The sequence below is a fragment of the Pseudomonas sp. KH_021 genome, assembly GCF_057838865.1.
The window spans coordinates 3,682,772-3,709,682 of the sequence record NZ_CM174477.1; the positions used below are offsets into that span (position 1 = coordinate 3,682,772).

At 59.2% G+C, this 26,911-nt stretch carries 24 protein-coding genes; 14 read left to right on the forward strand and 10 right to left on the reverse strand.

Annotation, left to right across the window (positions count from 1 at the left end; all coding sequences use genetic code 11):
- Positions 1–277: 277 nt before the first annotated feature.
- The gene (locus AC3IX4_RS17015) at positions 278–1,516 is read right to left on the reverse strand and encodes an OprD family porin (RefSeq protein WP_489256582.1); all 1,239 of its coding nucleotides are present in this window, start codon (positions 1,514–1,516) and stop codon (positions 278–280) included.
- Between the two features lie 264 nt (positions 1,517–1,780).
- Here AC3IX4_RS17015 and AC3IX4_RS17020 point away from each other — a divergent pair, with 264 nt between their 5' ends.
- The 8 genes from AC3IX4_RS17020 to AC3IX4_RS17055 all read left to right on the forward strand — a co-directional run bounded on the left by AC3IX4_RS17020 (position 1,781) and on the right by AC3IX4_RS17055 (position 9,155).
- Positions 1,781–2,977, forward strand: coding sequence for an acetyl-CoA C-acetyltransferase (locus AC3IX4_RS17020; RefSeq protein WP_489256583.1), 1,197 nt, complete (start codon positions 1,781–1,783; stop codon positions 2,975–2,977).
- Between the two features lie 43 nt (positions 2,978–3,020).
- Entirely contained in the window at positions 3,021–3,911 is an 891-nt protein-coding gene (locus AC3IX4_RS17025; protein ID WP_489256584.1) for an MBL fold metallo-hydrolase, read from the forward strand.
- Positions 3,912–4,024: 113 nt separating this feature from the next.
- The gene (locus tag AC3IX4_RS17030) at positions 4,025–4,948 is read left to right on the forward strand and encodes a LysR substrate-binding domain-containing protein (protein ID WP_489256585.1); all 924 of its coding nucleotides are present in this window, start codon (positions 4,025–4,027) and stop codon (positions 4,946–4,948) included.
- Positions 4,949–5,240: 292 nt separating this feature from the next.
- Positions 5,241–5,933, forward strand: a complete 693-nt coding sequence (locus AC3IX4_RS17035) for a 3-oxoacid CoA-transferase subunit A (protein WP_489256586.1) — start codon at positions 5,241–5,243, stop codon at positions 5,931–5,933.
- Positions 5,934–5,939: 6 nt separating this feature from the next.
- Positions 5,940–6,641 carry a 3-oxoacid CoA-transferase subunit B gene (locus AC3IX4_RS17040; RefSeq protein ID WP_489256587.1) on the forward strand — a complete coding sequence of 234 codons (702 nt, stop codon included), beginning with the start codon at positions 5,940–5,942 and terminating at the stop codon, positions 6,639–6,641.
- 2 nt (positions 6,642–6,643) lie between these two features.
- Positions 6,644–7,516, forward strand: coding sequence for an acyl-CoA thioesterase (locus AC3IX4_RS17045; protein ID WP_489256588.1), 873 nt, complete (start codon positions 6,644–6,646; stop codon positions 7,514–7,516).
- A gap of 32 nt (positions 7,517–7,548) precedes the next feature.
- Positions 7,549–7,827: a muconolactone Delta-isomerase gene (catC, locus tag AC3IX4_RS17050; RefSeq protein WP_489256589.1), complete on the forward strand. Its 279-nt coding sequence runs from the start codon at positions 7,549–7,551 to the stop codon at positions 7,825–7,827.
- A 68-nt stretch (positions 7,828–7,895) separates the two neighbouring features.
- Positions 7,896–9,155: an acetyl-CoA hydrolase/transferase family protein gene (locus AC3IX4_RS17055; RefSeq protein ID WP_489256590.1), complete on the forward strand. Its 1,260-nt coding sequence runs from the start codon at positions 7,896–7,898 to the stop codon at positions 9,153–9,155.
- Between the two features lie 186 nt (positions 9,156–9,341).
- Here the strand turns inward: AC3IX4_RS17055 and AC3IX4_RS17060 are convergent, their stop codons facing one another.
- The gene (locus tag AC3IX4_RS17060) at positions 9,342–10,256 is read right to left on the reverse strand and encodes a LysR family transcriptional regulator (protein WP_489256591.1); all 915 of its coding nucleotides are present in this window, start codon (positions 10,254–10,256) and stop codon (positions 9,342–9,344) included.
- A gap of 87 nt (positions 10,257–10,343) precedes the next feature.
- Here AC3IX4_RS17060 and AC3IX4_RS17065 point away from each other — a divergent pair, with 87 nt between their 5' ends.
- The 6 genes from AC3IX4_RS17065 to AC3IX4_RS17090 all read left to right on the forward strand — a co-directional run bounded on the left by AC3IX4_RS17065 (position 10,344) and on the right by AC3IX4_RS17090 (position 18,128).
- Complete coding sequence (locus AC3IX4_RS17065) at positions 10,344–11,405, forward strand: LLM class flavin-dependent oxidoreductase (protein ID WP_489256592.1); 1,062 nt, start codon at positions 10,344–10,346, stop codon at positions 11,403–11,405.
- Positions 11,406–11,461: 56 nt separating this feature from the next.
- On the forward strand, positions 11,462–12,472 hold the full coding sequence (locus AC3IX4_RS17070) for a flavin reductase (RefSeq protein WP_489256593.1): 1,011 nt from the start codon (positions 11,462–11,464) through the stop codon (positions 12,470–12,472).
- 201 nt (positions 12,473–12,673) lie between these two features.
- Complete coding sequence (locus AC3IX4_RS17075) at positions 12,674–14,092, forward strand: spinster family MFS transporter (protein WP_489256594.1); 1,419 nt, start codon at positions 12,674–12,676, stop codon at positions 14,090–14,092.
- Between the two features lie 64 nt (positions 14,093–14,156).
- Positions 14,157–14,570 carry a GFA family protein gene (locus tag AC3IX4_RS17080; protein WP_489256595.1) on the forward strand — a complete coding sequence of 138 codons (414 nt, stop codon included), beginning with the start codon at positions 14,157–14,159 and terminating at the stop codon, positions 14,568–14,570.
- A gap of 49 nt (positions 14,571–14,619) precedes the next feature.
- Complete coding sequence (gene exaC / locus AC3IX4_RS17085) at positions 14,620–16,140, forward strand: acetaldehyde dehydrogenase ExaC (protein WP_489256596.1); 1,521 nt, start codon at positions 14,620–14,622, stop codon at positions 16,138–16,140.
- Positions 16,141–16,253: 113 nt separating this feature from the next.
- A complete protein-coding gene (locus AC3IX4_RS17090; RefSeq protein WP_489256597.1) occupies positions 16,254–18,128 on the forward strand; it encodes a DUF1302 domain-containing protein in 1,875 nt (624 codons plus the stop codon).
- Positions 18,129–18,157: 29 nt separating this feature from the next.
- Here the strand turns inward: AC3IX4_RS17090 and AC3IX4_RS17095 are convergent, their stop codons facing one another.
- The 8 genes from AC3IX4_RS17095 to AC3IX4_RS17130 all read right to left on the reverse strand — a co-directional run bounded on the left by AC3IX4_RS17095 (position 18,158) and on the right by AC3IX4_RS17130 (position 26,874).
- Complete coding sequence (locus AC3IX4_RS17095) at positions 18,158–20,605, reverse strand: penicillin acylase family protein (RefSeq protein WP_489256598.1); 2,448 nt, start codon at positions 20,603–20,605, stop codon at positions 18,158–18,160.
- 35 nt (positions 20,606–20,640) lie between these two features.
- The gene (locus AC3IX4_RS17100) at positions 20,641–21,264 is read right to left on the reverse strand and encodes an NIPSNAP family protein (RefSeq protein ID WP_489256599.1); all 624 of its coding nucleotides are present in this window, start codon (positions 21,262–21,264) and stop codon (positions 20,641–20,643) included.
- Between the two features lie 91 nt (positions 21,265–21,355).
- Positions 21,356–22,570, reverse strand: a complete 1,215-nt coding sequence (locus AC3IX4_RS17105; RefSeq protein WP_489261309.1) for an OprD family outer membrane porin — start codon at positions 22,568–22,570, stop codon at positions 21,356–21,358.
- 247 nt (positions 22,571–22,817) lie between these two features.
- A complete protein-coding gene (locus AC3IX4_RS17110; RefSeq protein ID WP_489256600.1) occupies positions 22,818–23,318 on the reverse strand; it encodes a flavin reductase in 501 nt (166 codons plus the stop codon).
- A gap of 14 nt (positions 23,319–23,332) precedes the next feature.
- Positions 23,333–24,292, reverse strand: coding sequence for a PDR/VanB family oxidoreductase (locus AC3IX4_RS17115; RefSeq protein ID WP_489256601.1), 960 nt, complete (start codon positions 24,290–24,292; stop codon positions 23,333–23,335).
- Between the two features lie 65 nt (positions 24,293–24,357).
- Positions 24,358–25,098 carry an SDR family NAD(P)-dependent oxidoreductase gene (locus tag AC3IX4_RS17120; RefSeq protein ID WP_489256602.1) on the reverse strand — a complete coding sequence of 247 codons (741 nt, stop codon included), beginning with the start codon at positions 25,096–25,098 and terminating at the stop codon, positions 24,358–24,360.
- A gap of 10 nt (positions 25,099–25,108) precedes the next feature.
- Positions 25,109–25,585, reverse strand: coding sequence for an aromatic-ring-hydroxylating dioxygenase subunit beta (locus AC3IX4_RS17125; protein ID WP_489261310.1), 477 nt, complete (start codon positions 25,583–25,585; stop codon positions 25,109–25,111).
- 2 nt (positions 25,586–25,587) lie between these two features.
- A complete protein-coding gene (locus tag AC3IX4_RS17130; RefSeq protein ID WP_489256603.1) occupies positions 25,588–26,874 on the reverse strand; it encodes an aromatic ring-hydroxylating oxygenase subunit alpha in 1,287 nt (428 codons plus the stop codon).
- Between the last annotated feature and the right edge of the window lie 37 nt (positions 26,875–26,911).

Below are 26,911 nucleotides of genomic sequence, written 5' to 3' on the forward strand. Positions count from 1 at the left end.
CGATGGCCTCGCCGCGGTACATCAGGCAAACCGCGGTGCGTTCATCGCGGCTAAAGCCGGCTCCTACCCAAAGCGTGCCACCGTCCTGTAGGTGCTAGCCTTGGCTGCGATGGCCACACCGAGGTGCATCAGGTAAACCGCGGTGCGTTCATCGCGGCTAAAGCCGGCTCCTACCCAAAGCGTGCCACCGTCCTGTAGGAGCTAGCCTTGGCTGCGATGGCCTCGCCGCGGTGCATCAGGTAAACCGCGGTGCGTTCATCGCGGCTAAAGCCGGCTCCTACCTCAGAGCAATGCTGTAGGAGACGATCAAGCGGTTCTCGTTCAGCTCACCGATCATGTCCGAACGCACCATTGCATTGCGCCAGCGCACGCCCAGGTTCTTGAGCGGGCCGCTCTGGACGACATAGCTCACGTCCAGGTCGCGCTCCCACTCATGGCCATCACTGCCGGCCACCGAATAACCATCACCGCGCAGATAGCGCGTGAAAGCCGTCAGCCCAGGCACCCCGAATCCGGCGAAGTCCAGGTCGTAGCGTGCCTGCCAGGAACGCTCCTGCGCACGGGTAAAGTCGAGAATCTGCACGACGTTTGCAGCATTGGGGTCTGCGTCCTGCAAAAAGGGAAAAGCCGTTTGCCCGCGGTTGTCCTGGTAGCCCAGCCTCAAGGTGTGGCTCCCCCTGTTGGCGGATAACAGCAGGGTGGTCAGACCGTTGTCGATAGTGCCGGCTCGCCGCCCGCCCACCTCAGAACTGTCGAAATAACCCGCGTTAGCCCCCAGTGTCCAATCCCCCCATTTTTGCGAAGCCAGCAAGCCGTAGTAATTCTGTTGGTAGACGTCTTCCAATTCGGCGCGCCAAAAGGAGGCTGTGAGCTGCGGGTAGACACTGTAGGCGGCGCCTGCGTAATTGAAGCGGTCACTGCTGGCGGCAAAATTCGCCGTGCGCAGGTCATCATGATTACTGCTGGCATTTCGAAAATTGACACTGCGGATCTGGCCTGCATCGACGACCAGGTTGTCGATGTCATTGCTCACCACCGACAAGCCGTTGAAAAACGGCGGCATCAACCGCGCATCGCTGGACAGCAGCACCGGCGACTTGGGCATCAGGCCACCGACCTTGAGCACTGTTTTCGAGACCTTGGCCTTGAAGGCACCCGATACATCGCTGTATTCCCCAGGCCCTGCGTCACCGAATGCATTAGGCAGCAGGCCAGTCCCTGCATGGGCATCCGAGGAATCAAGCTTCAGGCCGACGGCCCCGTACACGTCCAGGCCCACGCCGACCAACCCGTCGGTGTACCCGGACTTGGCGTCAAGCATAAATGACTGTGCCCACTCCACCCGCTGCGACTGCGGCGCATTGTCCTGACGGAAATCTCGATTGAAGTAATAGTTACGCAGGTTGAGATTGACGCTGCTGCCTTCAACGAAGTCAGCCTTGGCGATAGCGGGAAACGCCATGACGGGGGTGATGCAATACAAAGCGCAAGACCGCGCCAGACGATGCTTTTGCATGGGGGTTGTTTCCTGTCGTTGTTCTTATTAGTTACCCGACCGCACGGATCGCAAGCCCCAGCATGGTGAGCCCGTCGTGCGCTGGGTATTGGGATTTGCTTAAGCAGAACTTGCGCACAGCGAAACATGAGCACCGCGGGAGCCATGCCTTAAGCACACTGAAAGAGGGCCTTTCGCTAAATCGAATTGTTAGCGCACGGAGCGGCCGCCATGCTGGCTACCCATGCACCGCATCCCATCACAACAACAAGAGGCTCTTGCGATATGAAGGACGCTTTGATCGTTTCGCCGCTGCGCACTCCCATCGGCAAGTTTGGCGGCGCCCTCGCCTCGCTGACCGCCGACCAATTGGCGGCTACGGTCATCCGTACCCTCATGGACCGCCTGGACATTGCGCCGGGGTCTCTGGACGAAGTCATCGTGTCCCAATCCTATGCGTCCAGCGAAGCGCCCTGCATGGGCCGCTACGCAGCGCTACTGGCCGACTTGCCCCTCGAAGTGCCCGGCTACACGCTCGACCGCCGCTGCGGCTCGGGGCTTCAGGCCATCGTCAATGCGGCCATGCAAGTACAGACGGGCCATGCGCAAGCGGTGATGGTGATCGGTGTCGAGAGCATGAGTAATATCGAGTTCTACAGCACCGACATGCGCTGGGGCGCCCGTGCCGGCAGCGTGAAACTGCATGATCGCCTGGAGCGCGGCCGCGAGCGGTCTCAGCCAGAGTCCCGTTTTGGGCGTATCTCCGGCATGCCGGAAACGGCCGAAAACCTGGCTCGCGACTACTCAATCAGCCGCCTTGAGGCGGATCGCTTTGCGGTGCGCAGCCATCAGAATGCAGCCAGCGCTTGGCAGCAGGGTCGATTCCTGGATGAGGTGATCCCCCTGGACGTACCGGGTAAACGCGGTGCAAGCGTGCAAGTCACGACCGACGAAGGCATTCGCGCCGACGCCAGCCACGATACCCTGGGCCAACTTCGCCCTTTACTGGCTGACGGTGTGTGCACCGCTGGCAACTCCAGCCAACAGAACGATGCCGCCGCCGGCTGCCTGGTGGTCTCACCTGAATACGCGGCACGCTATAACCTGCGGCCACTGGCCCGGCTGGTGGATTGGGCAGCGGCGGGCTGCGATCCGGCACGCATGGGGATTGGTCCGGTACCGGCAGCGGCCAGGCTGTTTCAACGTACCGGCCTGAGCCTGGCCGACATGGACCTGATCGAAGTCAACGAAGCCTTCGCCGCCCAAGCGCTGGCCGTGTTGCGGGCCTGGAACATGGACGATATCGATCGCGTCAACGTCAATGGCTCCGGTATCTCCCTGGGTCACCCTATCGGCGCCACCGGCATACGGATAATGACCACGCTGTTGCATGAAATGCGTCGGCGCGATGCCCGCTACGGCCTGGAAACCCTGTGCATCGGTGGGGGCCAGGGAATGGCCGCCCTGTTCGAGCGAATTTGAAGCTGTTAACCGCGAACTCAAACACGATTGAAGGAATAGCCACATGATGCAGTCACGCATGATCGGAGATATCAAGGTTACCCGGATCCTGGAATACGCAGGCCCTACCCATGACCCGGCCTTTCTCTTTCCCGATATCGATCGCAGCGTGCTGGAAGAACACGAGGCACTGATGGCACCCCATCACTGGGTGCCGCACATGAACAAATTGATCGTCACCATTCAGTTCTGGGTGGTCCACGCGGGCAGCAACATCATTGTGGTCGACACTGGCGTGGGCAACTTCAAACCCAGGGCCGGTATCCCACGCATGAACATGCTCAACACCTTGGTGCGCGAATGGATGATTGCCGCGGGTGCGCCGCCAGAAAAGGTCACTCACGTGGTACTGACTCACCTGCATGCCGATCATGTGGGCTGGAACACCACCTGGCAGGACGGGCGTTGGGTACCGACGTTCCCCAATGCACGCTACTACATCCCCAAGGAGGATTTTGTTTTCTGCAAGGAAGGCAAAAACAAGGAGCCTGGGGTGATCGACGTGTTCGGCGATTCCTTCTTCGACAGCGTCATGCCCATCATCGATGAGGGGCTTGGCGTGATGATCGATCCCACACAAGAGATTGCCGATTGCCTGGTGGTCGAGCCCGCGCCGGGGCACAGTCCTGGGCAAGTGGCGTTCCGCGTTCGCTCAGGTGGCGAGGAAGGGTTGTTCTGCGGCGACATTCTGCACAGCCCCTTGCAGATCGCCCGGCCCGACCTGAACTCGGGCTACTGCATCTGGGCGGACACCGCCCGTCAGACGCGCCTTGCGTTTCTCAACCGCGCCGCCGATCGAGAAGCCCTGATCATGCCCGTGCATTTTGGCGAGCCACATTGCGGCTTCATTCGCCGCCAGGGCGATGGTTTCAGCTTCGAGCCCTCGGCCTGGTAGGCAAAATCCAGAAAGGGCTCACCGTTATGGAACGGGTCTAGCAGAGCGCCTTTCTGGACAGCCCAAGCAACAAGGCAGTACCGTGTTTTATTCCTTGGCTAGAAGCATTCATCATGGCGATGCATTTCGATATCACTGATTTCCGTTTGTTCATCAACATTGCGCAAACCAGCAGTCTGACCAGAGGTGCCGAGCGCTCGTTTCTTTCCGTTCCTGCGGCCAGCAACCGCATCAAGAACCTGGAGGACAATCTGGGGATGCGCCTGCTGGAGCGTTCACCCCAGGGTGTGACGCTGACCAACGCCGGAAAGACCTACCTGCAACACGCGCGTATCGTCCTGGCCCAACTGGAAATGCTGACCGGCGAATTGCAGCAATTCGCTATCGGGCTAAAGGGCCAGTTCCGCCTTCAGGCCAATACCACTGCCATCACCGAGTACTTGCCGCCGGTGGTGGGTGAGTACCTCAAGACCCACCCGGATGTGCATATCGACATGCGCGAGCGGTTGAGCGATGACATTATCCGCAGCATCCGCGAAGGCAGTGCCGACCTTGGGATTGTCTCCGGCAGTGTGGTCACCGAAGGCCTGCAAACGGTTCCGCTGGTCTCCAGCCGCTTGATGATCATCGCTCCCGTTGGCCATCCCCTGCTGGAAAAAAGTGAGGTGTTTTTCAAGGAGGCACTTCAATACGAATTCGTGTCGCTATTGGAAGGCAGCGCCATTCATGTGTTTCTCAGTCGCGCCGCCTCAGCGCTGCACATCCCCTTCACCATTCGTGTACAGGTCGCCAGTTCAGACGCCATTTTCCGTATGGTCGAAGCGGGCGCCGGCATCGCTGTGGTGCCGCAAGCGGTCTATAACCGCCTCAAGGGCCATCATCATATCGGTTCGTGCGGCCTGCTCGACCCCTGGGCGGTTCGCACCTTCCAATTATGCGCCCAGGATTTCGAGGGCCTTTCGGCCTTCGCTCGCGAGTTTGCCAACAGCTTGATTGATTACTACCGCAATCCCCTCCTCCCTACCCTACCTGCCTGATCCCCGCACGTCCTGTAGGAGCCAGCCTTGGCTGCGATGGCCACACCGCGGTGCACCAGGCAAACCGCGGTGCGTTCATCGCGAGTAAACTCTGCTCCTACCCCGATAGCCACACCGCGGTGCATCAGGCAGACGGCGCTGTCTTCATCGCGGGTAAATCGGAGCGCCGAACCGCCGGTTCCTACCGTAGGCCTTAATCAAAGATTAATCAGGGCTTCTGAAGTCCGAAATTGTAGCGCTCGACACCCTTGGGCAAGCTGTGGCGAAGAACTTCCAATTAGGAACATAAGCCATGATCAATAAGCTTTGCGCCAGCGCCCAGGTCGCCCTGGCCGGTATCAAGGATGGTGCAACAATTGCCATCGGGGGATTCGGCGGCGCTGGCATGCCTGACGAGCTCATCAATGCCCTGATCGAACAAGGCGCACGTGACCTCACCCTGGTGAGCAATAACGCCGGCCAAGGCGATTCAGGGCTCGCCGCGTTGCTCAAGGCCGGGCAAGTGCGTCGAATCCTGTGCTCCTACCCGCGGATGGCTGGGTCGCACGTGTTCGAGACCCTGTATCGGGCCGGCAAGATCGAGCTTGAAATCGTCCCCCAGGGCAACCTCGCGGAGCGCCTGCGGGCCGCCGGTTGTGGTATCGGCGGGTTCTACACCCCGACCGGTTTCGGCACCTTGCTGGCCGAAGGCAAAGAGACTCGGCTGATCGATGGTCGCCACTGTGTGCTGGAACTGCCGATTCACGTCGACTACGCGCTGATCAAGGCTCAATCGGGAGACCGTTGGGGCAATCTGACCTTTCGCAAGACCGCACGCAATTTCGGCCCGGTCATGGCCATGGCCGCCAAAAACACCATTGCCTCTATCGAGCAATTCTGCGAGCTGGGTGATCTGGACCCGGAAACCGTGGTCACCCCTGGCATCTACGTGAAGCACCTGGTGCTTCGCCAATCGCCGGCCAATCTTCTGAACCAGGCAGGATAAGCAACCATGGACAACAACGTAAAAATCGCCATGGCCATGCGGGTCGCGCGTGACATTCCCGAGGGCTCTTATGTCAACCTGGGTATCGGCCTGCCGACGCTGGTGGCCAACCACCTGCCCGAAGACAAGGACTACTTCCTGCACAGCGAGAATGGTGTGCTGGGCCGCTGGCAGGCCGCAGCGCCCGGGGAAGAAGACTGGGACATGATCAACGCGGGCAAGGAGCCTATCGAACTGAGCCCGGGAGCGGCCTTTTTTCATCATGCCGATTCGTTTGGCATGATGCGCGGCGGCCACTTGGATATCTGCGTGCTGGGCGCCTTCCAAGTATCGTCCACCGGTGATCTGGCCAATTGGCACACCGGTGCCCCCGATGCCATTCCAGCCGTTGGCGGCGCCATGGACCTTGCCATCGGCGCAAAGCGCGTGTTCGTGATGATGGAACACCTGGCCAAGGATGGCCACAGCAAGTTGTTGCCTGCCTGCACCTATCCCTTGACGGGTTTGGGTTGCGTCAGCCGCATCTACACCGAACTGGCCACGATGGACATCACCCCCGAAGGCGTCAAGGTCATCGAGTTGATCGGCGAGATGACGCCTGAGCTTTTGCAGGAAGTGACGGGCGTACCGCTGGACTTTTCAGCACTGCGCGCCAAGACGCCTTCAAGGCAACAGCACGCCGCTACCCACGAACACGCGGAACTGTAAAGGTGAACGGGCACTGGAGCTGGGACCAGCGTGACCTGACTGAGCTGTTGACCCTTGAGCCCGTCGGTCATAACACCTGGCAGAGTTATGTCTGCGATACCAACGCCAATGGTCGGGTCTACGCCGGTCAATTGCTGGGGCAAGCGCTCTGGGCGGCGACGCAGACTGTCGAGGGCCGCCGCCCCGCAATGTTGCAGATGACATTCCTGCACGGCGCACGGCCACAGGACAGCATTGAGTACAGCGTCGAGCCGTTGCAGGACGGTCGCAGGTTGTCCAGCCGCCATATCTACGGTGTGCAAGGGACCGGAATGGTCATGAGCGCCAATGCCAGCTTCCAGGTGCCCCTGGCCGGTGCGGACACCACCCACAGGTTGACGCGCCAGGTCCCAGGCCCCGAGGGCCTGGCGACCCTGTCCGAGCTTACGGCCAGCACGGCGTTGCAGCCTGAATCACTGCAGTTGCGCGCCAGTGCCCGGCCTTTGCTCGACATCCGCCTGATCAATCCAGAGCGTTACCTGGATGCTGCCGACCAGAGTGAAGTCGCCTACTGGATTCGTCTGGATCAACCGCTGCCAAGCGAAGGAGGCCTGCACTATGCCGCCCTGGCGTATATGTCCGGCAGTTGGCTCAACGGCCATTTCGCCCCACGGCCTCAGGATGACCTGTGGCAACACGATTACGTGAGCCATCTGAATCACAGCCTCTGGTTTCACAGCCCGGACCTTGATGTGACCGATTGGCTGCTGTTCGTCAACGAGGCTGTGCGCAGCGTGTCTGGACGCAGCCTGACGATGACTCATATCTACCAGCGCGACGGCCGACTCGTGGCAAGCATGGCCCAGGACCTTCTGATTTCATCTCACAACGCTTGAACATTTGAATCCATAAAAACAAGGAGATTCACATGCTCTACCACGTAAAAATGGACGTAAACATCCCGCGCGATATCCCAGTCGAAGAAGTGGAAGCCATCAAGGTTGCCGAAAAGAAGCGCGCCACCGAACTGCAGGAAAGCGGCAAGTGGCCGCACCTGTGGCGGATCGTCGGCCAGTATTCCAACATCAGCATCCTGGACGTCGAAAGCAATGACGAACTTCACGCCTTGCTGTCCAGCCTGCCGCTGTTCCCGTTCATGACCATTCAGGTCACGCCTCTGGCCAAACACCCCTCCTCTATCGTTTAAATCGTTGGGCCCCTTGTGGGTGCAAACCCCAGGGGCCGCACTCACATTCTGATGACAGGGAATTCGCGATGCCGGTGCAGTTGCCGTTGGAAACCTTGGATCTGACCTCGCTGGTGCGCCTGGGTGATACGGTCATGTGGGGGCAGGCAAACGCCGAGCCCCTCCCCCTGACCCAGGCGCTGATGGAGCAGCGTCACAGCATCGGAGCGTTCACCGTCGTACTGGGCATCGACAAGAGTGCGACCTGCAAAGTGGAACATGCCGATTGCGTGAGTTTCCTCGCCTATTGCGGTGCCGGTGGCAATCGGGATCTCGCCGATGCCGGCGTGCTGGATATCCTGCCCAGCCACTACTCCTCGTTCGCCCAAATGCTCGCCAGTGGCGCCCTGCGCATCGATGTGCTGATGCTTCAGGTCGCCCCCGCCAATGCGAGCGGTCGCTACAGCCTGAGCCTGGCCTGCGAGTATCTGCTGCAGTGCGTTGACAGTGCCCGCCTGGTCATCGCCGAAGTCAACCAGCAGGCGCCCTGGACTTACGGCGAGCGAACGCTGGGCGATGATGACCTGGATGTCATTGTCCATACCGACCGCCCACCCTTGGAAAGCACGGCGACGGGTAGACGAGAGAGTGATCAGCGTATCGCCCGCCATATCGCAGGCCTGGTCGAAGACGGGGCAACCTTGCAGATGGGCATCGGCGCCATACCGGATGCGGTACTCGATGCGCTGGGCGACCATCGAGACCTGGGGGTGCACTCAGGCAGCCTCGGCGATAGCGTGGCACGCCTGATGCGATCTGGCGTCATCAACAATCGGCGCAAGTCCATTGATCGCGGTGTCAGCATTGGCGGCATCCTGATGGGCTCGCGCTTGTTGCATGACTTTGCCCACAACAACCCGGCCATTGAGCTGCGATCGACTCAGTACACCCATGACGCTTCGGTGTTGGCGAGTATTGATCGCCTGGTGGCGATCAATTCGGCGCTGGAGGTCGATCTGACAGGCCAGGTTAACTCGGAAGTCGCATCGGGACACTACGTCGGTGCGGTGGGCGGCGCTGATGACTTTATACGCGGTGCCCACCTGTCCAAAGGCGGGCTGCCCATTATTGCGCTCCCTTCAATCGCTGGAAAACGCAGTCGAATCGTCGCCAAACTTGAAGGGCCGGTCACCCTGGCCCGCAGCAACGCAGGTATTTTCGTGACCGAGTTTGGGGTAGCGGACTTGCGCGGGTTAACGGTAAAACAGCGCGTTGTGAAAATGCTCGACATCGCTCATCCCGATCATCGCGAAGCGCTGGAGACACAGTTGTCCGTCGGCCTCTATTAAACTGGTGTAGGAGCCGGCTTTAGCCGCGATGAACGCGCTGCGGTTTGCCTGGTGCATTGCGGTGACTGCATTCGCGGGCAAGCCTCGCTCCTACACAGGTCGGTAGGAGCCGGCTTGTAGCCGCGATGAACGCGCTGCGGTTTGCCTGATGCACCGCGGTGCGTTCATCGCAGCCAAGGCTGGCTCCTACCTCACGATGCAGTCCTTCACCCGTTCCCGTAACCACACCAGCCCAGGATCGGCATCGTATCGTGTGTGCCAATACGCCACCAATTCGGGCTCAGGAATGTCCACCGGTGGCTCATGACAACTGAGCCCGAAGTCGTCGGCAAACACCTCTGCGATCAGCTTCGGTAAATTGCAGATGTAGCCCGTTTGCGCTGCGATCACCGGCATCGCCATGAAGTTTTGCACCAGCGCGCCAATGTGTCGCTCAAGCCCCAGCGAAGTGAGCGTTCGATCGATAATGTTGCCGTTGCGTTGATGCATCTCGATCATCACTTGGGGTCGCTGCAGATAGAGTTCCAGCGGAAAGCGCCCAGGTGGAACGCCTTCACGCGCCCAGATCATCGTCACCAACTCGATGGCGGTGATCGGCTCAATGCGCAGTCCAGCGCCAAGCGTCATGGGTGTATTGATCACCAGGTCGATCTCACCACTTTCCAGCATCGTCGACAGCCCATTGGCCGCAGGCAACGGAACCACTTCGATCATTACGCCTTGAGCTTCACGGGAGATGTGCTGGATCAACTTCGGCAGGATCAGAAACTCCACAAAATCGCCGGCGGCGATGCGGAACTTGCGTTGCGCTGAAGCGGGATGGAAGGTGTCACCGCCCTGCAGTGCCTGATCGATTTTTTCGAGCGCCTCGCGCACGGGTGCAATCAATTCAGTCGCGCGTGGAGTCGGCACAAGCCCGCTACTCCCCAACACAAACAATTCATCGTCAAGGCGTTCGCGCAATCGGCGCAAGGCATGGCTGACAGTGGATTGGCTAAGCGCCAGGCGTTCGCCCGCACGCGTAACGTTGCGCGTCTCCCACAGCGTGGCAAACACCACCAGTAGGTTCAGATCCAGCGTCTTGGTATTTATGTTGTGCATACCCTGAATGCTACCTATTCATTTCCACCATTGTCCAGGGTTTGATTTAGTACATCTCGTCGCTTTATTAACGCGAGAGCACGAATCATGAATAACAACAAAAAGCTTCAAATGGGTTGGTTCATCCCTACACAAGGCGATACCACTGCGTTCAGTGATCCCAGCAAAAGTCTTCCTCAATCCATGGAGCATTTCGAGCGAGTGGGCCTGGCTGCTGAAAAAGCCGGTTTTGACTATGTGCTGGTTCCGGTCACGCCTTACTGCTGGGACGCCTGGGTGACCGCATCGTTTTTGATTGCTCGCACCCAAAAGCTCAAGGCGCTGGTCGCGGTCAAGCCTGGCATCATCCACCCCGTGGCGCAGGCCAGGATGTTTTCCACTTTCGACCAGCTTTCTCAAGGCCGTATCTACGTCAACCTGATCGCAGGCCTCAGCGAAAAGGATGCCTACGCCGAAGGCTCAATCGCCTCCAAGGAGGCTCGTTACGAGCAAATGGAGGAAGAGGTCGAACTGATGAAACGCCTCTGGACAGAGGAAGGGGTCGAATACAACGGCAAGTACTATCAGGTGCATGGGCCGAGAAAGACCCTGGAAAACTTCCAGAAGCCGCACCCGCCGTTCTTCCTGGGGGGCGGCTCAGAGCAGGCAGCGGAAATTTCCGCCAAGCACTCGGCCGTGCATCTGTTCTGGGGTGACTACCCGGAACGTATTGCCGAGCAAATCCTGGAAATGCGCGAGCGTGCAGCCAAGTACGGGCGTGGCGAAGAAATCGAATTCGCCATGCGCCTGCAGATCATCTGTCGGGAAACCGAAGAAGAAGCCTGGGCTGCAGCAGACGCGTTGATCACGGGTGCCGATCCGACCTGGCTCGGCGAGGTCAAGACCATGATGGCAGAGTCTGTGGCCAACCAACGGCAGAAAGAGCTCTCCCAGACCGTGGGCCGCAAAATGACCCCGCACCTGTGGACCGGTATCACTGAAGTCCGCCCTGGCGCGGGTGTCGCGGTGGTCGGTAACCCGCAGCAGGTCGCGGATCAATTGCTGGCGTTTGTCGACGCAGGTTGCAGCGGGTTCTGCCTCTCCGGCTACCCGCACCACGAAGAAGCTGAGCGCTTTGGCCGCCTGGTCATGCCACTGCTTGATCGCTGAGCCACTTTGACCTTCGACAACTCGCTGCCGCTCTCCGGCGGCGATGGAGCACGCCAATGAACACCTCTCACTTCGATCCAAAACAGTTTCGTCAGGCGCTTGGAGCTTTCACCACGGGTGTAACGATTGTCACCACCCGTGGCGAGGATGGGCAGGACTATGGCTTGACCGCCAACAGCTTCAACTCGGTCTCGCTCGATCCGCCCATGGTGCTCTGGAGCTTGAGCAAGGCATCCTCCAGCGCTGCGGCCTTCATGAGCGCCGAACATTTTGCGGTGCATATCCTGGCGTCGGACCAGGAGGCCCTGTCGAACCGTTTTGCCAAACGTGGCGAGGACAAGTTCGCCACGCTACCGATCCAGCGGGGGCCGGGTGATATCCCATTGCTGGAAGGTTGCTCGGCACGCTTCCAGTGCCGCACCGCCTACCGCTATGAAGGCGGCGATCACATTATCTTTGTCGGTGAAGTGGTCGCCTTCGACAGCTTCGACAAGTCGCCCCTGGTCTTCCACAGCGGGGGTTATGGCCTGCTGCTGAAGAAGACCAGCGATATCGAGGACGCCAGCTCGAACTTCGGTGATGACTGGCTCGGCTTTCTCCTGGGGCGTACCTACTACCAACTGCTGATGCCGATTCGCGAGCGCCTCAGGGAACAGGGCTTGCGGGACTTCGACTACGAGCTATTGACCGTGCTGAGCATGGGCGACGGCCGCACCTTGGCCGACCTGCAACACCTGATCGCGATCACGGGCCAGGAAGTCTCGGCGAAAGCGCTGCATCCCTTGATCGAGCGCAACCTGATCATCCTCGACCAGGATCGGCGCGTGCATTTCACCGAGCAGGGCCGACGCTTCGCCATTGAGTTGCTGGCCTTTGCCAAGGCCGCCGAAACGTCTGCCGAGCAGTGCCTGAACTTCGAGGAGGCGCAACTGCTCAAGGTGCTGCTCAAGCGTGTCATCCGCTCGACGGGGAGCGAACTGCCGGCCTGCTGGCGCAAGGAAAACTTCTGGCGCGACAACAACATCTGGGCCCAGGAGCCGGGTTTACTCGCGAAGCGTCGTGCCTGATAGCGGCACGGCTTGGTGTAGGAGCCGGCTTTAGCCGCGATGAACGCGCTGCGGTTTGCCTGATGCACCGCGGTGCCTTCATCGCAGCCAAGGCTGGCTCCTACACTGGCGGCGGCGCGGCTGGGTGTAGGAGCCGGGTTTACCCGCGAGGCGTCGTGCCGATGCACCTCCGTTAAAAATAAGAACAACGAGGCAAGTCCAATGATCCAGAAATCCGATGCAGCAATCGGTGAACAACCCTGGCTGGGGGTCAGCCGGCAAAGTGCCTGGTATGCCGTCTGTACCCTGTTGCTGGCCTATGTCTTCTCCATCATGGATCGACAAATCCTGACCTTGCTGGTCGGTCCGATTCAACAGTCTCTAGGCGTCAGCGACACCCTGATGGGCTTGTTGCACGGGTTCACGTTCGCGGCGTTCTACGCCGTGGTGGGTATCCCCATCGCCCGCCTGATCGACCATGGCAACCGGCGAATCGTGATTGCCATCGGTGTTGCCCTGTGGTGCCTGGCCACTGCCGCCGGTGGCTTGGCCAGCGAATACTGGCATCTGCTGCTCGCTCGTATTGGTGTAGCGGTCGGTGAAGCCGTTCTTATTCCGGGCACTGTGTCATTGCTGGCCGATCTGTTCGCCCCCGAACGACGCGGACGGGCCTTGGGTGTGTTCGGCGCCGCAGGTCCTTTCGGCGCCGGGGCCGGCCTGCTGATCGGTGGCATGGTACTGGGAATATTTTCTGCCTCTCCCCCCACGTTGCCGCTACTGGGCAGCCTGCAAGCCTGGCAGTTGACCTTTTTGGCGGTGGGTCTACCGGGACTGTTGATCGCCTTGCTCGTCGCCGTCATACCCGAGCCGCGGATCCGCCAAGCCAGGCCTGCGCAAAGGTCAATCTGTGCCGGCCAACTGCCGTTTTCGCAAGTCCTAGCGTTTTTGCAGGCGAACCGCAGAAGCTACGCGGCCTTGATGCTGGGCGGCGGCTTCTTCTATATGGGTGTGTACGCCATAAGCAGTTGGGTACCGACCTTCTTCGTCCGCGAGTTCGGCTGGACCTATGCCGAGATCGGTAAGCTGCTGGGGCTGTTCCTCTGCGTGCTCGGTCCTTTGGGCGCAATCGTTGGCAGCTCACTGGGCGACTACTGGCGCAAACAGGGCGTCGTCCATGGCAATTTGCGGGTTGCCCTGGTCGGCGGCCTCGGCCTGTCCCTAAGCAGTGCGGCGATGTTATTGATGCCTAGCGCCTCTTGGGCATTAGCCTTCCTGGCGATCTCCTGCCCCTTCTGGTTCATCTTCTTTGGCGCAGGCCCCGCGGCCATTCAGGAGAGTGCGCCCGCCCCCATGCGAGGACAGGTCGCAGCCCTGTACACCGGCATGATCAATCTATTGGGAGCGGGGCTTGGGCCGGTCGCGGTGGGCGTGCTGACTGATTACGTCCTGCATGACTTTGCCGGTATCAGGTACGCCATGCTGATGGTCTGCCTGGTGTCGGGGCTACTGGCCTGTGCTCTGTTCAGGAGTGGTTTCGCATCGTTCGGGTGCACCCAACGTCACGCCGCCCATTGGCAGCCCGAGCCTGTCCCACCTGGCCAAGGCGGCATGACCAGCCCCAGTCGCTCACCTTTGCTTTAGCAGCCGCGGCCTCATAGCCGCGGTCATGACACCTGTTTGTTCCCTCCATAAGGAAGCGTTCCCCATGACCTATACCCATGGCAGTTGCCTGTGCGGCAGCCTCCACTATTCCAGCGACATGCCACCGCTGACCACCGCCGTGTGCCATTGCACGGACTGTCAGAAGCAGTCAGGCAGTGCCTTCTCGATCAACCTGCTGCTGCCGGCCGAAGGTTTCGTCGTGAAGGGTGAAACCCTCGCCAGCTACTCGAAACCCGGCGGCAGCGGCCTCCCCGTGCGGCGTTTCTTCTGCAGCCATTGCGGCTCGGCGTTGTACTCCGAAGTGGGCGCCATGCCCGGTGTGCTGGCCATCAAAGCCGGAACCTTGACCGATGCAGCGCAAGCGAACCCCGGCATGCACCTTTGGTGCGCCTCGGCGCTGCCTTGGGTACCGATCGATCGCGATTTGAAGTGCTTCGAACAGTCACCGCCCGCCTGAAACCAATGCGCCTCCTTTCAACAAGAACAACAGCCAAGAGAGTTTAGCCATGCGTTATGCACACCCTGGTACAGACGGTGCCATCGTTTCGTTCAAAGCCCGCTACGGCAACTACATCGGCGGCGAGTTCGTCGCGCCCGTCAAAGGTCAGTACTTCACCACCCTCTCGCCGGTCAACGGCCTGCCGATCGCCGAGTTCCCGCGCTCGAGCACCGAGGACATCGAAATGGCCCTGGATGCGGCGCATGCCGCTGCCGACGCCTGGGGCAAGACCTCAGTGCAGGAGCGTTCAGGCATCCTGTTGAAGATCGCCGACCGCATCGAAGCCAACCTTGAGCTGCTGGCCGTCACCGAAACCTGGGACAACGGCAAGCCCGTGCGCGAACCCCTGAGCGCCGATGTTCCGATGGCCACTGATCACTTCCGCTACTTCGCAGGGTGCCTGCGTGCCCAAGAAGGCGCCGCCGCCGAAATTGACGGCAACACCATGGCCTACCACATCCATGAGCCGCTCGGCGTGGTCGGCCAGATCATCCCGTGGAACGTTCCGCTGCTGATGACCGCCTGGAAACTCGCCCCGGCGTTGGCCGCGGGCAACTGCGTGGTGCTCAAGCCCGCCGAACAAACGCCGCTGGGCATCAGCGTACTGATGGAGCTGATCGGCGAGCTGTTGCCACCGGGTGTGGTCAACATCGTCCAAGGCTTTGGTAAGGAGGCCGGTGAAGCGCTGGCGAGCAGCAAACGCATCGCCAAGATCGTCTTCACAGGCTCTACCCCAGTGGGTGTGCAAATCCTCAAGCACGCCGCGCAGAACATTATCCCGAGCACCGTCGAGTTAGGCGGCAAGTCACCGAACATCTTCTTCGAAGACATCATGCAGGCAGAGCCTGCGTTCATCGAGAAGGCTGCCGAGGGCTTGGTATTGGCATTCCTGAATCAGGGCGAAGTGTGCTCCTGCCCGTCGAGGGCATTGGTACAGGAGTCGATTTACCCGACCTTCATGAAGGAGGTGATGAAAAAGATCGAGAAGATCAAACGCGGCGACCCGCTGGACACTGAGACGATGGTCGGTGCCCAAGCTAGCGCGCAACAGTTCGACAAGATCCTCGCCTACCTGGAAATCGCCAGGCAAGAAGGCGCCGAACTGCTCGCCGGTGGCGGCGTGGAACACCTCGATGGCAGCCTGAGTGGCGGCTATTACATCCAGCCGACCCTGCTCAAGGGCCACAACAAAATGCGCATATTCCAGGAAGAAATTTTCGGCCCGGTGGTCGGCGTAACCACCTTCAAGGACGAAGCCGAAGCCGTGGCGATCGCCAACGATACCGAGTTCGGCCTTGGCGCTGGCCTCTGGACTCGCGACATCAACCGCATCCACCGCGTGAGCCGGGCGATCAAGGCGGGTCGGGTGTGGACCAACTGCTACCACCTGTACCCGGCGCACGCCGCGTTCGGCGGTTACAAAAAATCGGGTATAGGCCGCGAAACCCACAAAGTCGCGCTGGAACACTACCAGCAGACCAAGAACCTGCTGGTCAGTTACGACATCAACCCGCAGGGGTTCTTCTAAGTTGCCAGGCGGCGCCAAAAGCCTGGAAACACCTTCCCTCTAGCAAAAAACACTGTCCTTCCAGCCATCCGCAACTATGGGTTGCGGCTGGCAAGGGTTGAGTAGGGAACCGCATGAAAAAAATAACAAAGCGTGCAGCGTTCAATCTGAAGACACTTGCTAGCGTCATTGCCCTCGGTGGCGTGACCGACATCCAGGCCGTCGATTTCAACATCGGAGCCATCGAAGGTCAGTTGGATTCATCGCTGTCGGTCGGCACCAGTTGGTCGACAGCAGGCCCGGACAGCAACCTGATCGGCGTCAACAACGGCGGCAAGGGGCTGTCGCAGACATCAGACGACTCCCGCTTGAACTTCAAGCAGGGCGAAACCTTCTCGAAAATTTTCAAAGGTGTTCATGACCTCGAGTTGAAGTACGGCGATACCGGTGTGTTTATGCGCGGCAAGTACTGGTACGACATTGAACTAAAGGACGAAAACCGTCCGTTCAAGGACATCGACGACGAGGGTCGCCAGCAAGCGGCCAAGTCGGCCGGCTATCAACTGCTCGATGCCTTCGCCTATCACAACTACACCCTCGGCGAACGGCCAGGCAGCCTACGGTTAGGCAAGCAGGTACTGAGCTGGGGTGAGAGTAATTCCTTCCAGAACGGCATCAACTCGATCAACCCTGTCGACGTGCCGGCCTCCCGACGTCCCGGCGCACAAGCCAAGGAAGGCCTGGTCCCGGTCAATATGTTCTTCGTTCGACAGGGCTTGACCGAGAACCTGTCCCTTGAAGCGTTCTACCAGATCACGTGGAAGCCAACCGTGCTGGACAACTGCGGCACCTTCTTTGCCCAGTCAGACGTGATCGCCCACGGTTGCAACGACAACCTGCGCCTGCTGACCAATAATCCGGCGGTAGGTGACTGGGTAAACGACGGCTTGCCGGGCACCCTGCTTGACATCGACCAGAACGTTGAAGGCACGCGAGTACCTCGCGGGCCAGATCGTGATGCGCGCGACATCGGGCAGTGGGGCCTGGCCCTGCGCTACCTGTTCAACCCGCTGAACACCGCGTTCGGCGCCTACTTCGTCAACTACCACAGTCGCGCGCCATTTTTCAGCGACACCGCCCCGGCACAAAGCGTCTACAACGCTGCTGCCGCATTCGGAGCCGCAGCACCGCTGGTGGTGGCTGGCAACTCACAGTATTTCATGGAGTACCCGCAAGACATCCGCCTGTACGGTTTGAGTTTTTCCACCACGCTCCCCACTGGCACAGCGTGGCAGGGTGAAATCAGCTATAGGCCCAATGCGCCGTTGCAGCTGAACACCACCGACATCCTGTTTGCTGTTGTTGACCCACTCAAAGCCAGCGTGAATGCCTTGTACGGCAATGCCTCGTTGCTCGATGGCTCCCCGAGCAACGACCTCCACGGTTATCGTCGCAAGGAAATTACCCAGCTCCAGACCACCCTCACGCAGGTCTTCAATCAGGTGATGGGGGCTGAGCGCCTGGTTCTGATCGGCAAGGTGGGCGTCGTGCATATTGGAGGCTTGGAGAGTAGTGCCAAGGTCCGTTATGGCCGTGACCCGATATTCGGACCCGGCCCGCTACCGGCCAGCGGGGACGGTGCGATCGATACGTGTCGGCAACTCAACCTGGGAACGGTTGGCGCCAATGGCGAGAACTTGACCCGCTACTGCAAGGATGAAGGCTTCGCCACCCGCACTGCCTGGGGCTACCGAGTCCAGGCGATCTGGGACTACAAAAACGTCCTCCCCGGTATCAACCTGAAGCCGAACCTGACGTGGTCTCACGACGTGGACGGCTACGGTCCCAATGGGCTGTTCACTGAAGGCGCCAAGGCAGTCACCCTGGGCCTGGGCGCCGAGTACCAGAACTACACCACCAGCCTTGCCTACACCCAGTTCTTCGGCGGCACCTACAACACCTCGATCGACCGGGACTTCGTTGCACTCAGTGTGGGTGTGAACTTCTAAGCGGATCAGGAACGATCCGCCATCAATCATCAGTCATGCAGCGTCGTGCTCGACTCAAGGTTTGCATTGACCTGCTCTGCGCTCAGCCAATCCTGCTTACAGGCATGCTCGCGATAAAGTGCCAACTGATCCGCGACATGCTTGTTCGCCTCGCCATTGGCCGCGACAAAGCCGCTCTGACCTGGAGGCGCTGCAGAGCACATGCTCACCCCGTCAGTGCCCAGGCTAACCCTGAAGGTTTCGCTGCCACGGTTCATGAACGGTGCAAGGGTGGGTTGCCGGTTTTTCGAAGCCCAAGGCACGCCGATCGAGTTGACGGCAGAGAAACGCATGCTGGTCACCGGTGTGCGCCACGCCTGCATGTCAGCACCCTGGGTGGTTTGCAAGGCTTTGAGCGTTGACCGCAGCACTTCCAGGACTACCGTATCAGGCGACTCCCCATTGAAGAAGTCAAACCGCTGAGGAACGCCGGCTTGCTTGCCCTGTAGCGCATTCCACAACAACTTCGAAGCTTTGCCCGGTTGTGGCGAGGCACCGCTGTATTGCTCCGGGTAACCGGTCTGGGCATAGGCTTGAAACACCTCTGCCGGCAAATCATCCTGCAATACCCGACTGTACATGGCCGGCAACCACGCTCGCATAATCGGCACCGCCGGGCTGTCATAGACGCCCTTGCCCTGATCGTCACGGCCTTGAAGATTCCACTGCTGCAGAATATCGGCCGCTTGGCGCGCAGGATCAGAGCCAGGCAGGCTGCGGGTGGCCGCAACAATCGCAGGCACAAAATAGCGCGCGTTGAGGTCAGCAAATGCGCCACGGCGATCCACATTCCAGATGTCGTCAAGACTGAGTTTTGCCTTGGCCTGCAAAGGCTCGATCAACTCGTTTACCCGATCGACATAGGAGTAGTTGGCACCGTCGGCGCGTAGGCCCGGTGCTGGTTGGTTGTTCCAGCTGACCAGATACCCCTGGTCTGGATTGTAGCTGCGCGGGTTGGCGTCAAAGGGCAGGAAACCTTGCCACTCCATGCTGCCATCACCCACTGCCGGAAACTGTACGGGCTGGTTGTCCGGGCGTTTGGGTTGCTTGCCCACAGCCACGTGCCCGATATTGCCCTGGGTGTCAGCATAGAACCAGTTGATGGAGACGCTGACCCGCTCGGCCTGAAGCAGAAACTCATCCCAGCTGCGGGCCTTGGCCAGGTTGGCCCACCCCAGGAGGGTTTCGATTTCACGCCCTTCCCAACTGCGCTTCTGGCTGTAAGCCGTTTGATTGGGTACATCCCAGGTACTGACAAAACCATGGGCAGTCGAGTACACCTCAAGCGTATAGGGCGCCTCGCCCTTCACGGCAATCGTCTCGGTTCGCTTGTGCATCGGCTGGTAATGACCGTTATAGCGATACTCAAAACGATTCTGCGGGTTGAGTTGCTCTTGATAGACGTCGTTGGTGTCCAGGGCTCCGACAGTCGATCCCCAGGCAATGTGCCCGTTACTGCCGAACAGAATGGCCGGCAGGGCTACCGGGGTACTGCCGGTAAAGTCATAGCCTGCACCGTGCAAACCAACGCTGTAGGTAATACTGGGGTTGAACCACCCCTGCTGTGGACCATTGAACAGCACTGTACGACCGTCCTGGCTTTTCGCCGGGGCGACGACCCAGGCGTTGCTGGCAGTAGGCATCGAATCCGCTGCGGCTTCACCTAAACGGGCGACCTGCAGGCTACGCCAATCGTGTGCCGCCGCGACCGACAAGGGCCGCAGGTTTTGCACCGCATTGTAGTTTCGCAGCGTTCCTGCAGCCTTTGCCGAGGTCGTCGGTGCTGTCGGGTCTTCCAGCCAGCGCATCTGGTCATACAGTTGTTGCCCAATCAGATCACCGCGCAATGCTTTGAGTCGCTCTAGCAATTGCAGGTTGGCAACTTCCTGGGTACCGGCAAAGAATCGGTTAAGGATCAACCCAACCCAAATACTGGCGACATCTTCAGCACTCCACGGTGCGGGCTCGAAACCTTCCTCGACAAACTCTATCGGCAGCAAGCGTGGCTTGTCAGCCAGGACCTCCTTGATGCGGGCATTGAAACCAGCCGCATAGCCTTCAAAAATCTGTCGATCATCGGCAGACAAGGCCTGTAACTGCGCACGAATACTGGCGGGATCAAAATTTGAACGCGTGGCCTTGTCAGCCTCCAGATAGCCCTTGCCCAGCACCTGGGCAACCGTGCCATTGCTGGAACGACGGGCCATTTCCATCTGATACAAACGATCCTGGGCGACCGCATAGCCATATCCGTAATACAGCCCACGTAGATCCTGAGCGTAGATATGCGGGACACCGTACTGGTCGCGCTTGATGTTGACTTCAGCGGCGAAGCCTTGCTGCGCACACGCGCCAAGCCCCAGGCCGAGCAAGCCCAGGCGCAGAGCCCGGCAAAAGAGGTTGGCATCAGTAGACCTTTGACGCTGGCAACTGTACATGACGTACATCCTTAATAACGGGCGGTTTATGTGCTTCAGTGCAGCGGTGAGAACGCTGCAGGCAAGTAAATCGTGGAGTGCATGTCGCGTAGCTGAGGCCCCGAGTTTTCCGGCGGCCATACCCCATCGTTAACCGCACGAGTGCGAACCTCGAGACGCTGCTCAAGGCTGCGATAAGGCCAGATATGCAAATACCGCGGAGTGCGCCCATCCGTTGCATAAAACGCGGCATAAACCGGCGAATAGTTTTCACCCGTGCGCTCACCGATGGCGCTCTCCCAGCCGTCCAGAGTGGGCCCAAGTCCTGAGGGGATCAGGTTGTAGACACGCAACTCGTAGAAAGGGCCATGAGCACCCGCTGGCAGGGGCTTTAGAAAAGGAAACAAGGTGTAGTTTTCCACCTGCATATCGGTCATGAAGGCCTCTATGCCAAAGGCATCATGGGCCAACAGATAGCGCTCGCGTTCGCTCTGGCGCGAGCGCTCGTCGCAAAAGCCGCGCAACACCGCAACCTGGTTCAACGGACCTATCTCCGACGCCCAGCATCCGATCAGGCTGCAACCCTGAACCGCAACACCCAGTGACTGCTCTAACCGGGCCATAACCGCTGCGGTGGTGCGCACCCGCACAGTAAAGGTGATCAACTCGTATAAGATCATCGTGACGTGTACTCGATAACCAGAAAGCCCCAGCGGCAGGCAGCAAGACGCCTGCACCGTCGCTCATGGGTGCTCTGTGGGCTGGAAGGACTTAAAACTTGAAGACGTAGGTCGTGATCAGGCGATTTTCCCCATAGTTCTGCCCCGATGCGCCACCTTTGCCAAAACGGGTCTTCACATCGGTGCGCTTCCACTCAAAACCGAGATCTTTCAGCGGACCGCTTTGCACCACATAGCCAAGCCCCAGATTGCGCTCGCTCTCCTGGTTGTCGCTCAGATCACCGCCACGGTTCCAGTGGGTGCCCTTGGTGTAACGGGCGTTGAACTTCAGCCCCGGCATGCCCATGGCTGCAAAGTCATAGCCATAACGCACCGACCAGGAGCGCTCCCCGGGCTGGACAAACGCCAACGACGACCAATTCACCAGATAGGGCTGGGGGATATACCCGTTCAGGGTCGGAAATACACTTTCACCGAGCATGCGCTGGTAACTGACACCGAACATATGTGCGCTTTTGGTCAAGGTAAATAACGCGCCATAAGAACGGTTATCGATCTCACCGTCCACGGCATTGCCAGCTTCATTGTTATTGAAGTAGCGCACCTCCGTTTTCAGCTTATAACCATTGCCCAGATCAGCCATATGCATCAGGCCAAAATAGTGCTGCTGATAAATATCATGCAGCAGCCCGTAGAAATAACTAAGCTGCAAATTTTTGGTCAGATTGTAGGTCGCCCCAGCAAAATCCAGCCCTTCACTATCGAGTGCGTCGCTCGTTCCCCACTTATAGAGTTTTTCATGGTTGGAAGACTCACGGGTCACGACAGACCAGAAGCGCCCCCCGGTTAACGTCAGCCCCTCGATCTCGCGGGAATCAATCACTGCACCTTGATAGATCGTGTCCAATTGTCGGCTGGGGTCATCGAACGCGATTGGCAATTGCGGGCGATGATCACCCACTTTCAACTCGGTCTTGCTGTAGCGCATCTTCAACGTGGCGCCTGCCCGGCTATAGTCTGCCGCCGCTTGCTGGTCACGAACACTGAAAGGCAGCGTTCCATCATTGCCCGATGAATCCAGCCGCACAGCATATTGCGCGTTCACATCCAGGCCAATCGCCAAGGGGCTGTCGGTATAGCCTGAAATGAATTGCCCATCGAAACCCTGGCTCCAACTGCCAATCTTCGATTTAGGCGCATTGTGTTGATGATAATCCCGGTCGAGATAGAAATTGCGCAATCCCAGGCTGATTTGGCGGTCGTCGATGAAATCGGCATTGGCCATCAGCGGCATCAACGACCCCATCAAACTCACCGCCGTGACAGCGTGACTTACCCAGCGCGTCTGAAACATCGGATATTTCCTTTTTACATGCACGAAGGCACTAACAGTGGGAGCAGATTAATAAGCAAAAACAATGTATGCGGACAATCTACTTTGTTATTTTTATAAACCACTTACTGCAAAAAGAGCTGAGCAGCCCCGACAAGGAGCGCCAAACACCCTGTTACTTATTGTTGTTTTCTATCGTTTCGTTACTGGAGGAATTACTTCAATTTACGGCTTTCGATGCATCCCCCAAGCGGTGGTAAGCGCGATTGAAATACACCAGGCCTTCCTGGCTTTCGCCATTACGAATCCCCACGACTTCACAGTAGAAAATCGTGTGCGAGCCCACTTCATGGGCCTGGGCGATACGGCAATCAAAATTGACCAGTGCCTCGTCCAGCAGCGGCGCACCGCTTTCCAGGGTGCTCCAGTGGGCACGCGCGAAACGCGCTTCCATGTCCAGTTCGCGATTGGCGAATACACCTGAAATCGCCTGATGCTCAGCGCTCAGCACATTGACGCTGAGTACGCCGTTACTCTTGAAGTGCACGTTGGAATAGGACGAGCGATTCATGCACACCAACAGCGTTGGCGGTTGATCGGTGACGCTGCACACGGCAGAGGCGGTAAAGCCGAAACGACCCGCCACACCGTCGGTGGTGATCACCGAAACGGCGCCACCGAGCATTGCCATTGAATTACGAAATCCAGTCGTGTCGACCATGGTAGTGACCTCTGTCAGATATCCAGCACCAGCGTTTTGGATTTGGCTCGTGAGCAACACACCAACATCTGGTCGTTGGCGGATTTTTCGTCGTCGGTCAGGTAGACGTCACGATGATCCGGCTCACCGTCGAGGACGTCGCACAAGCACGTTCCGCAAACACCCTGCTCGCAGGACATCTCGATTTTGATCCCGACCCCGGCCAACGCCTCGGCAATGCTCTGGCCTTCGGCGACTTGCACCGTTTTGCCGCTGCGTGAAGCCACTACCTCGAAGCTTTCGCCTGAAGCGTCGACTTCGATCTGAAAGTATTCGCGGTGGATATGTTCATCGGCGTAACCCAGCTTGCCGGCCTCACCGATCACCCAGTCCATGAACCCGGCCGGGCCACAGACATAAACGTGCACACCGGCTTGCGGCGTGCCAAGTACGGCCGCCAGATCGAGCCTCTGCCCAGCGTCTTCGTCGTCGAAATGGGTGTGTACGCAAGCGGCAAAATCCGCACTGCCCAGCTCACCGAGAAACGCGCAGCGGCTACGCGAGCGCCCGCAATAGTGCAGTTCAAAGTCACTGTCCCGGGCATTGAGCGCATAGGCCATCGCCACCATCGGCGTGATACCGATGCCGCCGCCAATCAGGATCGAGCGCCGTGCCTCCACTGCCAGCGGGAAGAGATTGCGCGGTGCGCTGATCTGGACTTGCACACCTTCGTGCAGCTGTTCATGCACCGCCACCGACCCGCCGCGAGAGGCCGGGTCCTTGAGCACGCCCAAACGATAGGTCGACCTGTCGGATGGGTTGCCGCACAGCGAATAATGGCGAATCAGACCGGGCTCCAGATGGATATCCACATGCGCGCCCGCGTCGAAAACCGGCAACGGTTTACCCGAGGCATCACTCAATTCGAGGACCACGACACCGTCGCCCTGCTCCTCGCGCTTGCTCACCACGACCTTCAATGTTTGCTCACTCATAGCTTTTGTCCGCGTTACACGCAGCCCGCCTGGCGAGCTGCGTCGGTTGAGTCTTGAGTTCGTGCTTAACGCATGAAGATCCCGCCATTCACATCCCAGGTCGCCCCGGTCGTGAAGTAGGCGTCTTCACCGGCCAGTTGCACGACCAGTTTGGCGATAAACCCAGCGTCGCCGAGGGTCTTCACCGGGATGGCGTCGATCAGTTGTTCCAGACGCTGGGGTGGCACGGCCGCACGCACCGCCGGGGATTCGATAGGCCCCGGCGCGATAGCGTTGACGGTCACCCCTGAGGCGGCCAACTCTTTGGCAAAAATTTTCGTCAGGGTAATGATCGCGCCCTTGGAGGCGGCGTAGTGCGCACCCGTGGCGGTGCCGCCATTTTGTCCGGCCAGCGAAGCCATGTTGATAATGCGTCCGTAACCCTGGGCCGCCAGGTAGGTACCGAATACCTGGCACCCGACGAAGGTACCGCGCTGATTGACACCGATCACCCGATCGAATTCTTCCGGGCTGATCTGCATGACCGGCGTGGTCATCGTCATCGCGGCGTTGTTCACCAGCACTTGCAGCGACCCCCATTGCGCCAGGACTGCCGCCAGCGCTGCTTCAAAGTCGGCTTTACTGGCAACGTCCAGCTTCAGTGCCAGCACACGCTCGCCGCTGGGGTCGAGTTCGCGAGCAGCCGCCTCAGCCGATTCCAGCGAGAGATCGGTGATGACCACCGCATAACCGGCTTGGAACAGACCGCGTGCAATCGTGTTACCCAGCCCTTGAGCCGCCCCGGTCACCAATGCTGTGTGCGTCATGGCGCGTCCCTCAGAGGATGTAACCGATACCGGCAAGGGTATCGGTGGAGTTGATCAGCTGGATCAGCTTGCGCTGGATCTTGAAGCTGTTGCCGTTGCGCACCAGTTGAAACGTGATGTCGGCGGTGTAGTGCTTGAGCACGTCCTTGCGAAACTCGCGCAGGTTTTGCGCACAGCGCACGCTGACCACCTCGCCTTCGTCCGAGAGCACACGAAAACGCGACAACGAACGCACGGTACGGGCCCGTGGCGTGGTGGAAATCGACTCACCACTGGTCAGGCGCGTGACCCGCAATTGGCGCATATGATGATCGTCATAGGCGTAGTTCAGCGTGTTCTCGAAGTCGGTTTCCAGTGGGTCGATAGGAATGATGTAGGTCGCGGTTTCAGTCCATAGCCCCAGCCATTCGGCGAACTCGCCATGGTCGAGCATGTCCGCTTCCTGCCAGATAAAGGCGCTCACCTGATTGAGCAATTGCACGTCGATCATCACTGTTCTCCCTGGGCCGACATCATCTTTTTCCACTGCTGGTAACCGGCGCGCATGCCCGTTTCGGCACTCACATCACCGGCCACGCCGTCCTCGGTTTTTTGCTCGCCGGGCAGGCCGCGATTGAGCATGATCCACAGATCAGTACCGGCACTGGCCCCCCGCTGCACACGCTCCCAGGCCTCGGAATCGTCCGGTGTACCGAAACCCATCGGACCCTGGAAATGCTCGTGCAAACGCAGGCGATAACGGTTGGCCACGGCCGGGCCGCCGTCCATGGTGATCACCGCGTGATGGATCTCGGTCTCATTGACGGCTATCGGTTGCAACACTCGAAAGAACGCCATTGAGCACGCAATGTTAGGGAACAGGTTGAGGTTGAAACCCGAGCCACCGACCGCCCGTACAATGCGGCGCACTTCCAGCTCTTCATGACCTTCAGCACGCAGTTGCCCCGCCAGTTCCTCGAAACGGGCCGGGATCGGCAGGTCAAGGTTGGCTTCCAGATCGATCAGGTCGGGAATCATCACCATCACGCTGTGACCGTTACCCAGATCCTCGACATAACCACTGCCGCCGACAAAATCGAGCATCTCTTCGGTCTGCTTGTCCACTGAGGACAGGAACGATTTGTGAACCAGCGGGAAGTGGTAGGCGTCGGTAGTGTTTTCCAGTTGGATTTTCCAGTTTCCCGGGAAACGGAAACGGTGCTCGCCTGCAACCTTGATCGGGTAGCCACCGCCCTGCTTCATGAACAGATCGATCCATTTTCTCGCGGCACCGAGGAAGTCGCTCAGCGGCTCGATATCATCCTTGAAGGTGGCGAAAATCATGCCGTTGTACTGTTCGACCCGCAGGCTGACCAAAGGGTGTTCGGCCTTGTCGAGCATATCGGCATAGCTTTCCGGGTGCGGTACGCCACGCAGCGAACCGTCCAGCGCGTAGCTCCAACCGTGGTACGGGCAGACGAAACTGTTGGTCTTGCCTTTCTTGTGTTCGCAGACCGTGGCGGCGCGGTGGCGGCAACGGTTGAGTAGCACGTGAATGTCTTTCTTGCGGTCGCGCACCACGATCACTGGCTGTTTGCCAACGTAGGTGGTTTTGTAGCTGCCCGCCTCAGGGATTTCGCTGACGTGGCCAACCCAGATCCAGGTGCTGTAGAAAATCTTCTCCAGCTCTTGATCGAAAACCTGGGCATCGGTGTACAGCGAGGTGTGTACGCGATCATGCAGTACGAGGTCTGCCGGGGACGTTTGCAGCGTGGTAGTTTGGATCAGGTTATTCACGATCACTCCTCGTCAGCGTATCTCGCCGACTCTTGGA

What these genes read in the sequence shown, in the direction of transcription:
- AC3IX4_RS17080 (WP_489256595.1), top strand. Translation starts at nt 14,157, where the DNA reads ATGACCTATACCCATGGCAGTTGCCTGTGCGGCAGCCTCCACTATTCC.
- AC3IX4_RS17105 (WP_489261309.1), bottom strand. Translation starts at nt 22,570, where the DNA reads ATGGGGTCGTTGATGCCGCTGATGGCCAATGCCGATTTCATCGACGAC.
- AC3IX4_RS17020 (WP_489256583.1), top strand. Translation starts at nt 1,781, where the DNA reads ATGAAGGACGCTTTGATCGTTTCGCCGCTGCGCACTCCCATCGGCAAG.
- AC3IX4_RS17030 (WP_489256585.1), top strand. Translation starts at nt 4,025, where the DNA reads ATGGCGATGCATTTCGATATCACTGATTTCCGTTTGTTCATCAACATT.
- AC3IX4_RS17025 (WP_489256584.1), top strand. Translation starts at nt 3,021, where the DNA reads ATGATGCAGTCACGCATGATCGGAGATATCAAGGTTACCCGGATCCTG.
- AC3IX4_RS17110 (WP_489256600.1), bottom strand. Translation starts at nt 23,318, where the DNA reads ATGGTCGACACGACTGGATTTCGTAATTCAATGGCAATGCTCGGTGGC.
- AC3IX4_RS17120 (WP_489256602.1), bottom strand. Translation starts at nt 25,098, where the DNA reads ATGACGCACACAGCATTGGTGACCGGGGCGGCTCAAGGGCTGGGTAAC.
- AC3IX4_RS17070 (WP_489256593.1), top strand. Translation starts at nt 11,462, where the DNA reads ATGAACACCTCTCACTTCGATCCAAAACAGTTTCGTCAGGCGCTTGGA.
- AC3IX4_RS17065 (WP_489256592.1), top strand. Translation starts at nt 10,344, where the DNA reads ATGAATAACAACAAAAAGCTTCAAATGGGTTGGTTCATCCCTACACAA.
- AC3IX4_RS17060 (WP_489256591.1), bottom strand. Translation starts at nt 10,256, where the DNA reads ATGCACAACATAAATACCAAGACGCTGGATCTGAACCTACTGGTGGTG.
- AC3IX4_RS17015 (WP_489256582.1), bottom strand. Translation starts at nt 1,516, where the DNA reads ATGCAAAAGCATCGTCTGGCGCGGTCTTGCGCTTTGTATTGCATCACC.
- AC3IX4_RS17090 (WP_489256597.1), top strand. Translation starts at nt 16,254, where the DNA reads ATGAAAAAAATAACAAAGCGTGCAGCGTTCAATCTGAAGACACTTGCT.
- AC3IX4_RS17040 (WP_489256587.1), top strand. Translation starts at nt 5,940, where the DNA reads ATGGACAACAACGTAAAAATCGCCATGGCCATGCGGGTCGCGCGTGAC.
- AC3IX4_RS17095 (WP_489256598.1), bottom strand. Translation starts at nt 20,605, where the DNA reads ATGTACAGTTGCCAGCGTCAAAGGTCTACTGATGCCAACCTCTTTTGC.
- exaC (WP_489256596.1), top strand. Translation starts at nt 14,620, where the DNA reads ATGCGTTATGCACACCCTGGTACAGACGGTGCCATCGTTTCGTTCAAA.
- catC (WP_489256589.1), top strand. Translation starts at nt 7,549, where the DNA reads ATGCTCTACCACGTAAAAATGGACGTAAACATCCCGCGCGATATCCCA.
- AC3IX4_RS17075 (WP_489256594.1), top strand. Translation starts at nt 12,674, where the DNA reads ATGATCCAGAAATCCGATGCAGCAATCGGTGAACAACCCTGGCTGGGG.
- AC3IX4_RS17100 (WP_489256599.1), bottom strand. Translation starts at nt 21,264, where the DNA reads ATGATCTTATACGAGTTGATCACCTTTACTGTGCGGGTGCGCACCACC.
- AC3IX4_RS17055 (WP_489256590.1), top strand. Translation starts at nt 7,896, where the DNA reads ATGCCGGTGCAGTTGCCGTTGGAAACCTTGGATCTGACCTCGCTGGTG.
- AC3IX4_RS17115 (WP_489256601.1), bottom strand. Translation starts at nt 24,292, where the DNA reads ATGAGTGAGCAAACATTGAAGGTCGTGGTGAGCAAGCGCGAGGAGCAG.
- AC3IX4_RS17035 (WP_489256586.1), top strand. Translation starts at nt 5,241, where the DNA reads ATGATCAATAAGCTTTGCGCCAGCGCCCAGGTCGCCCTGGCCGGTATC.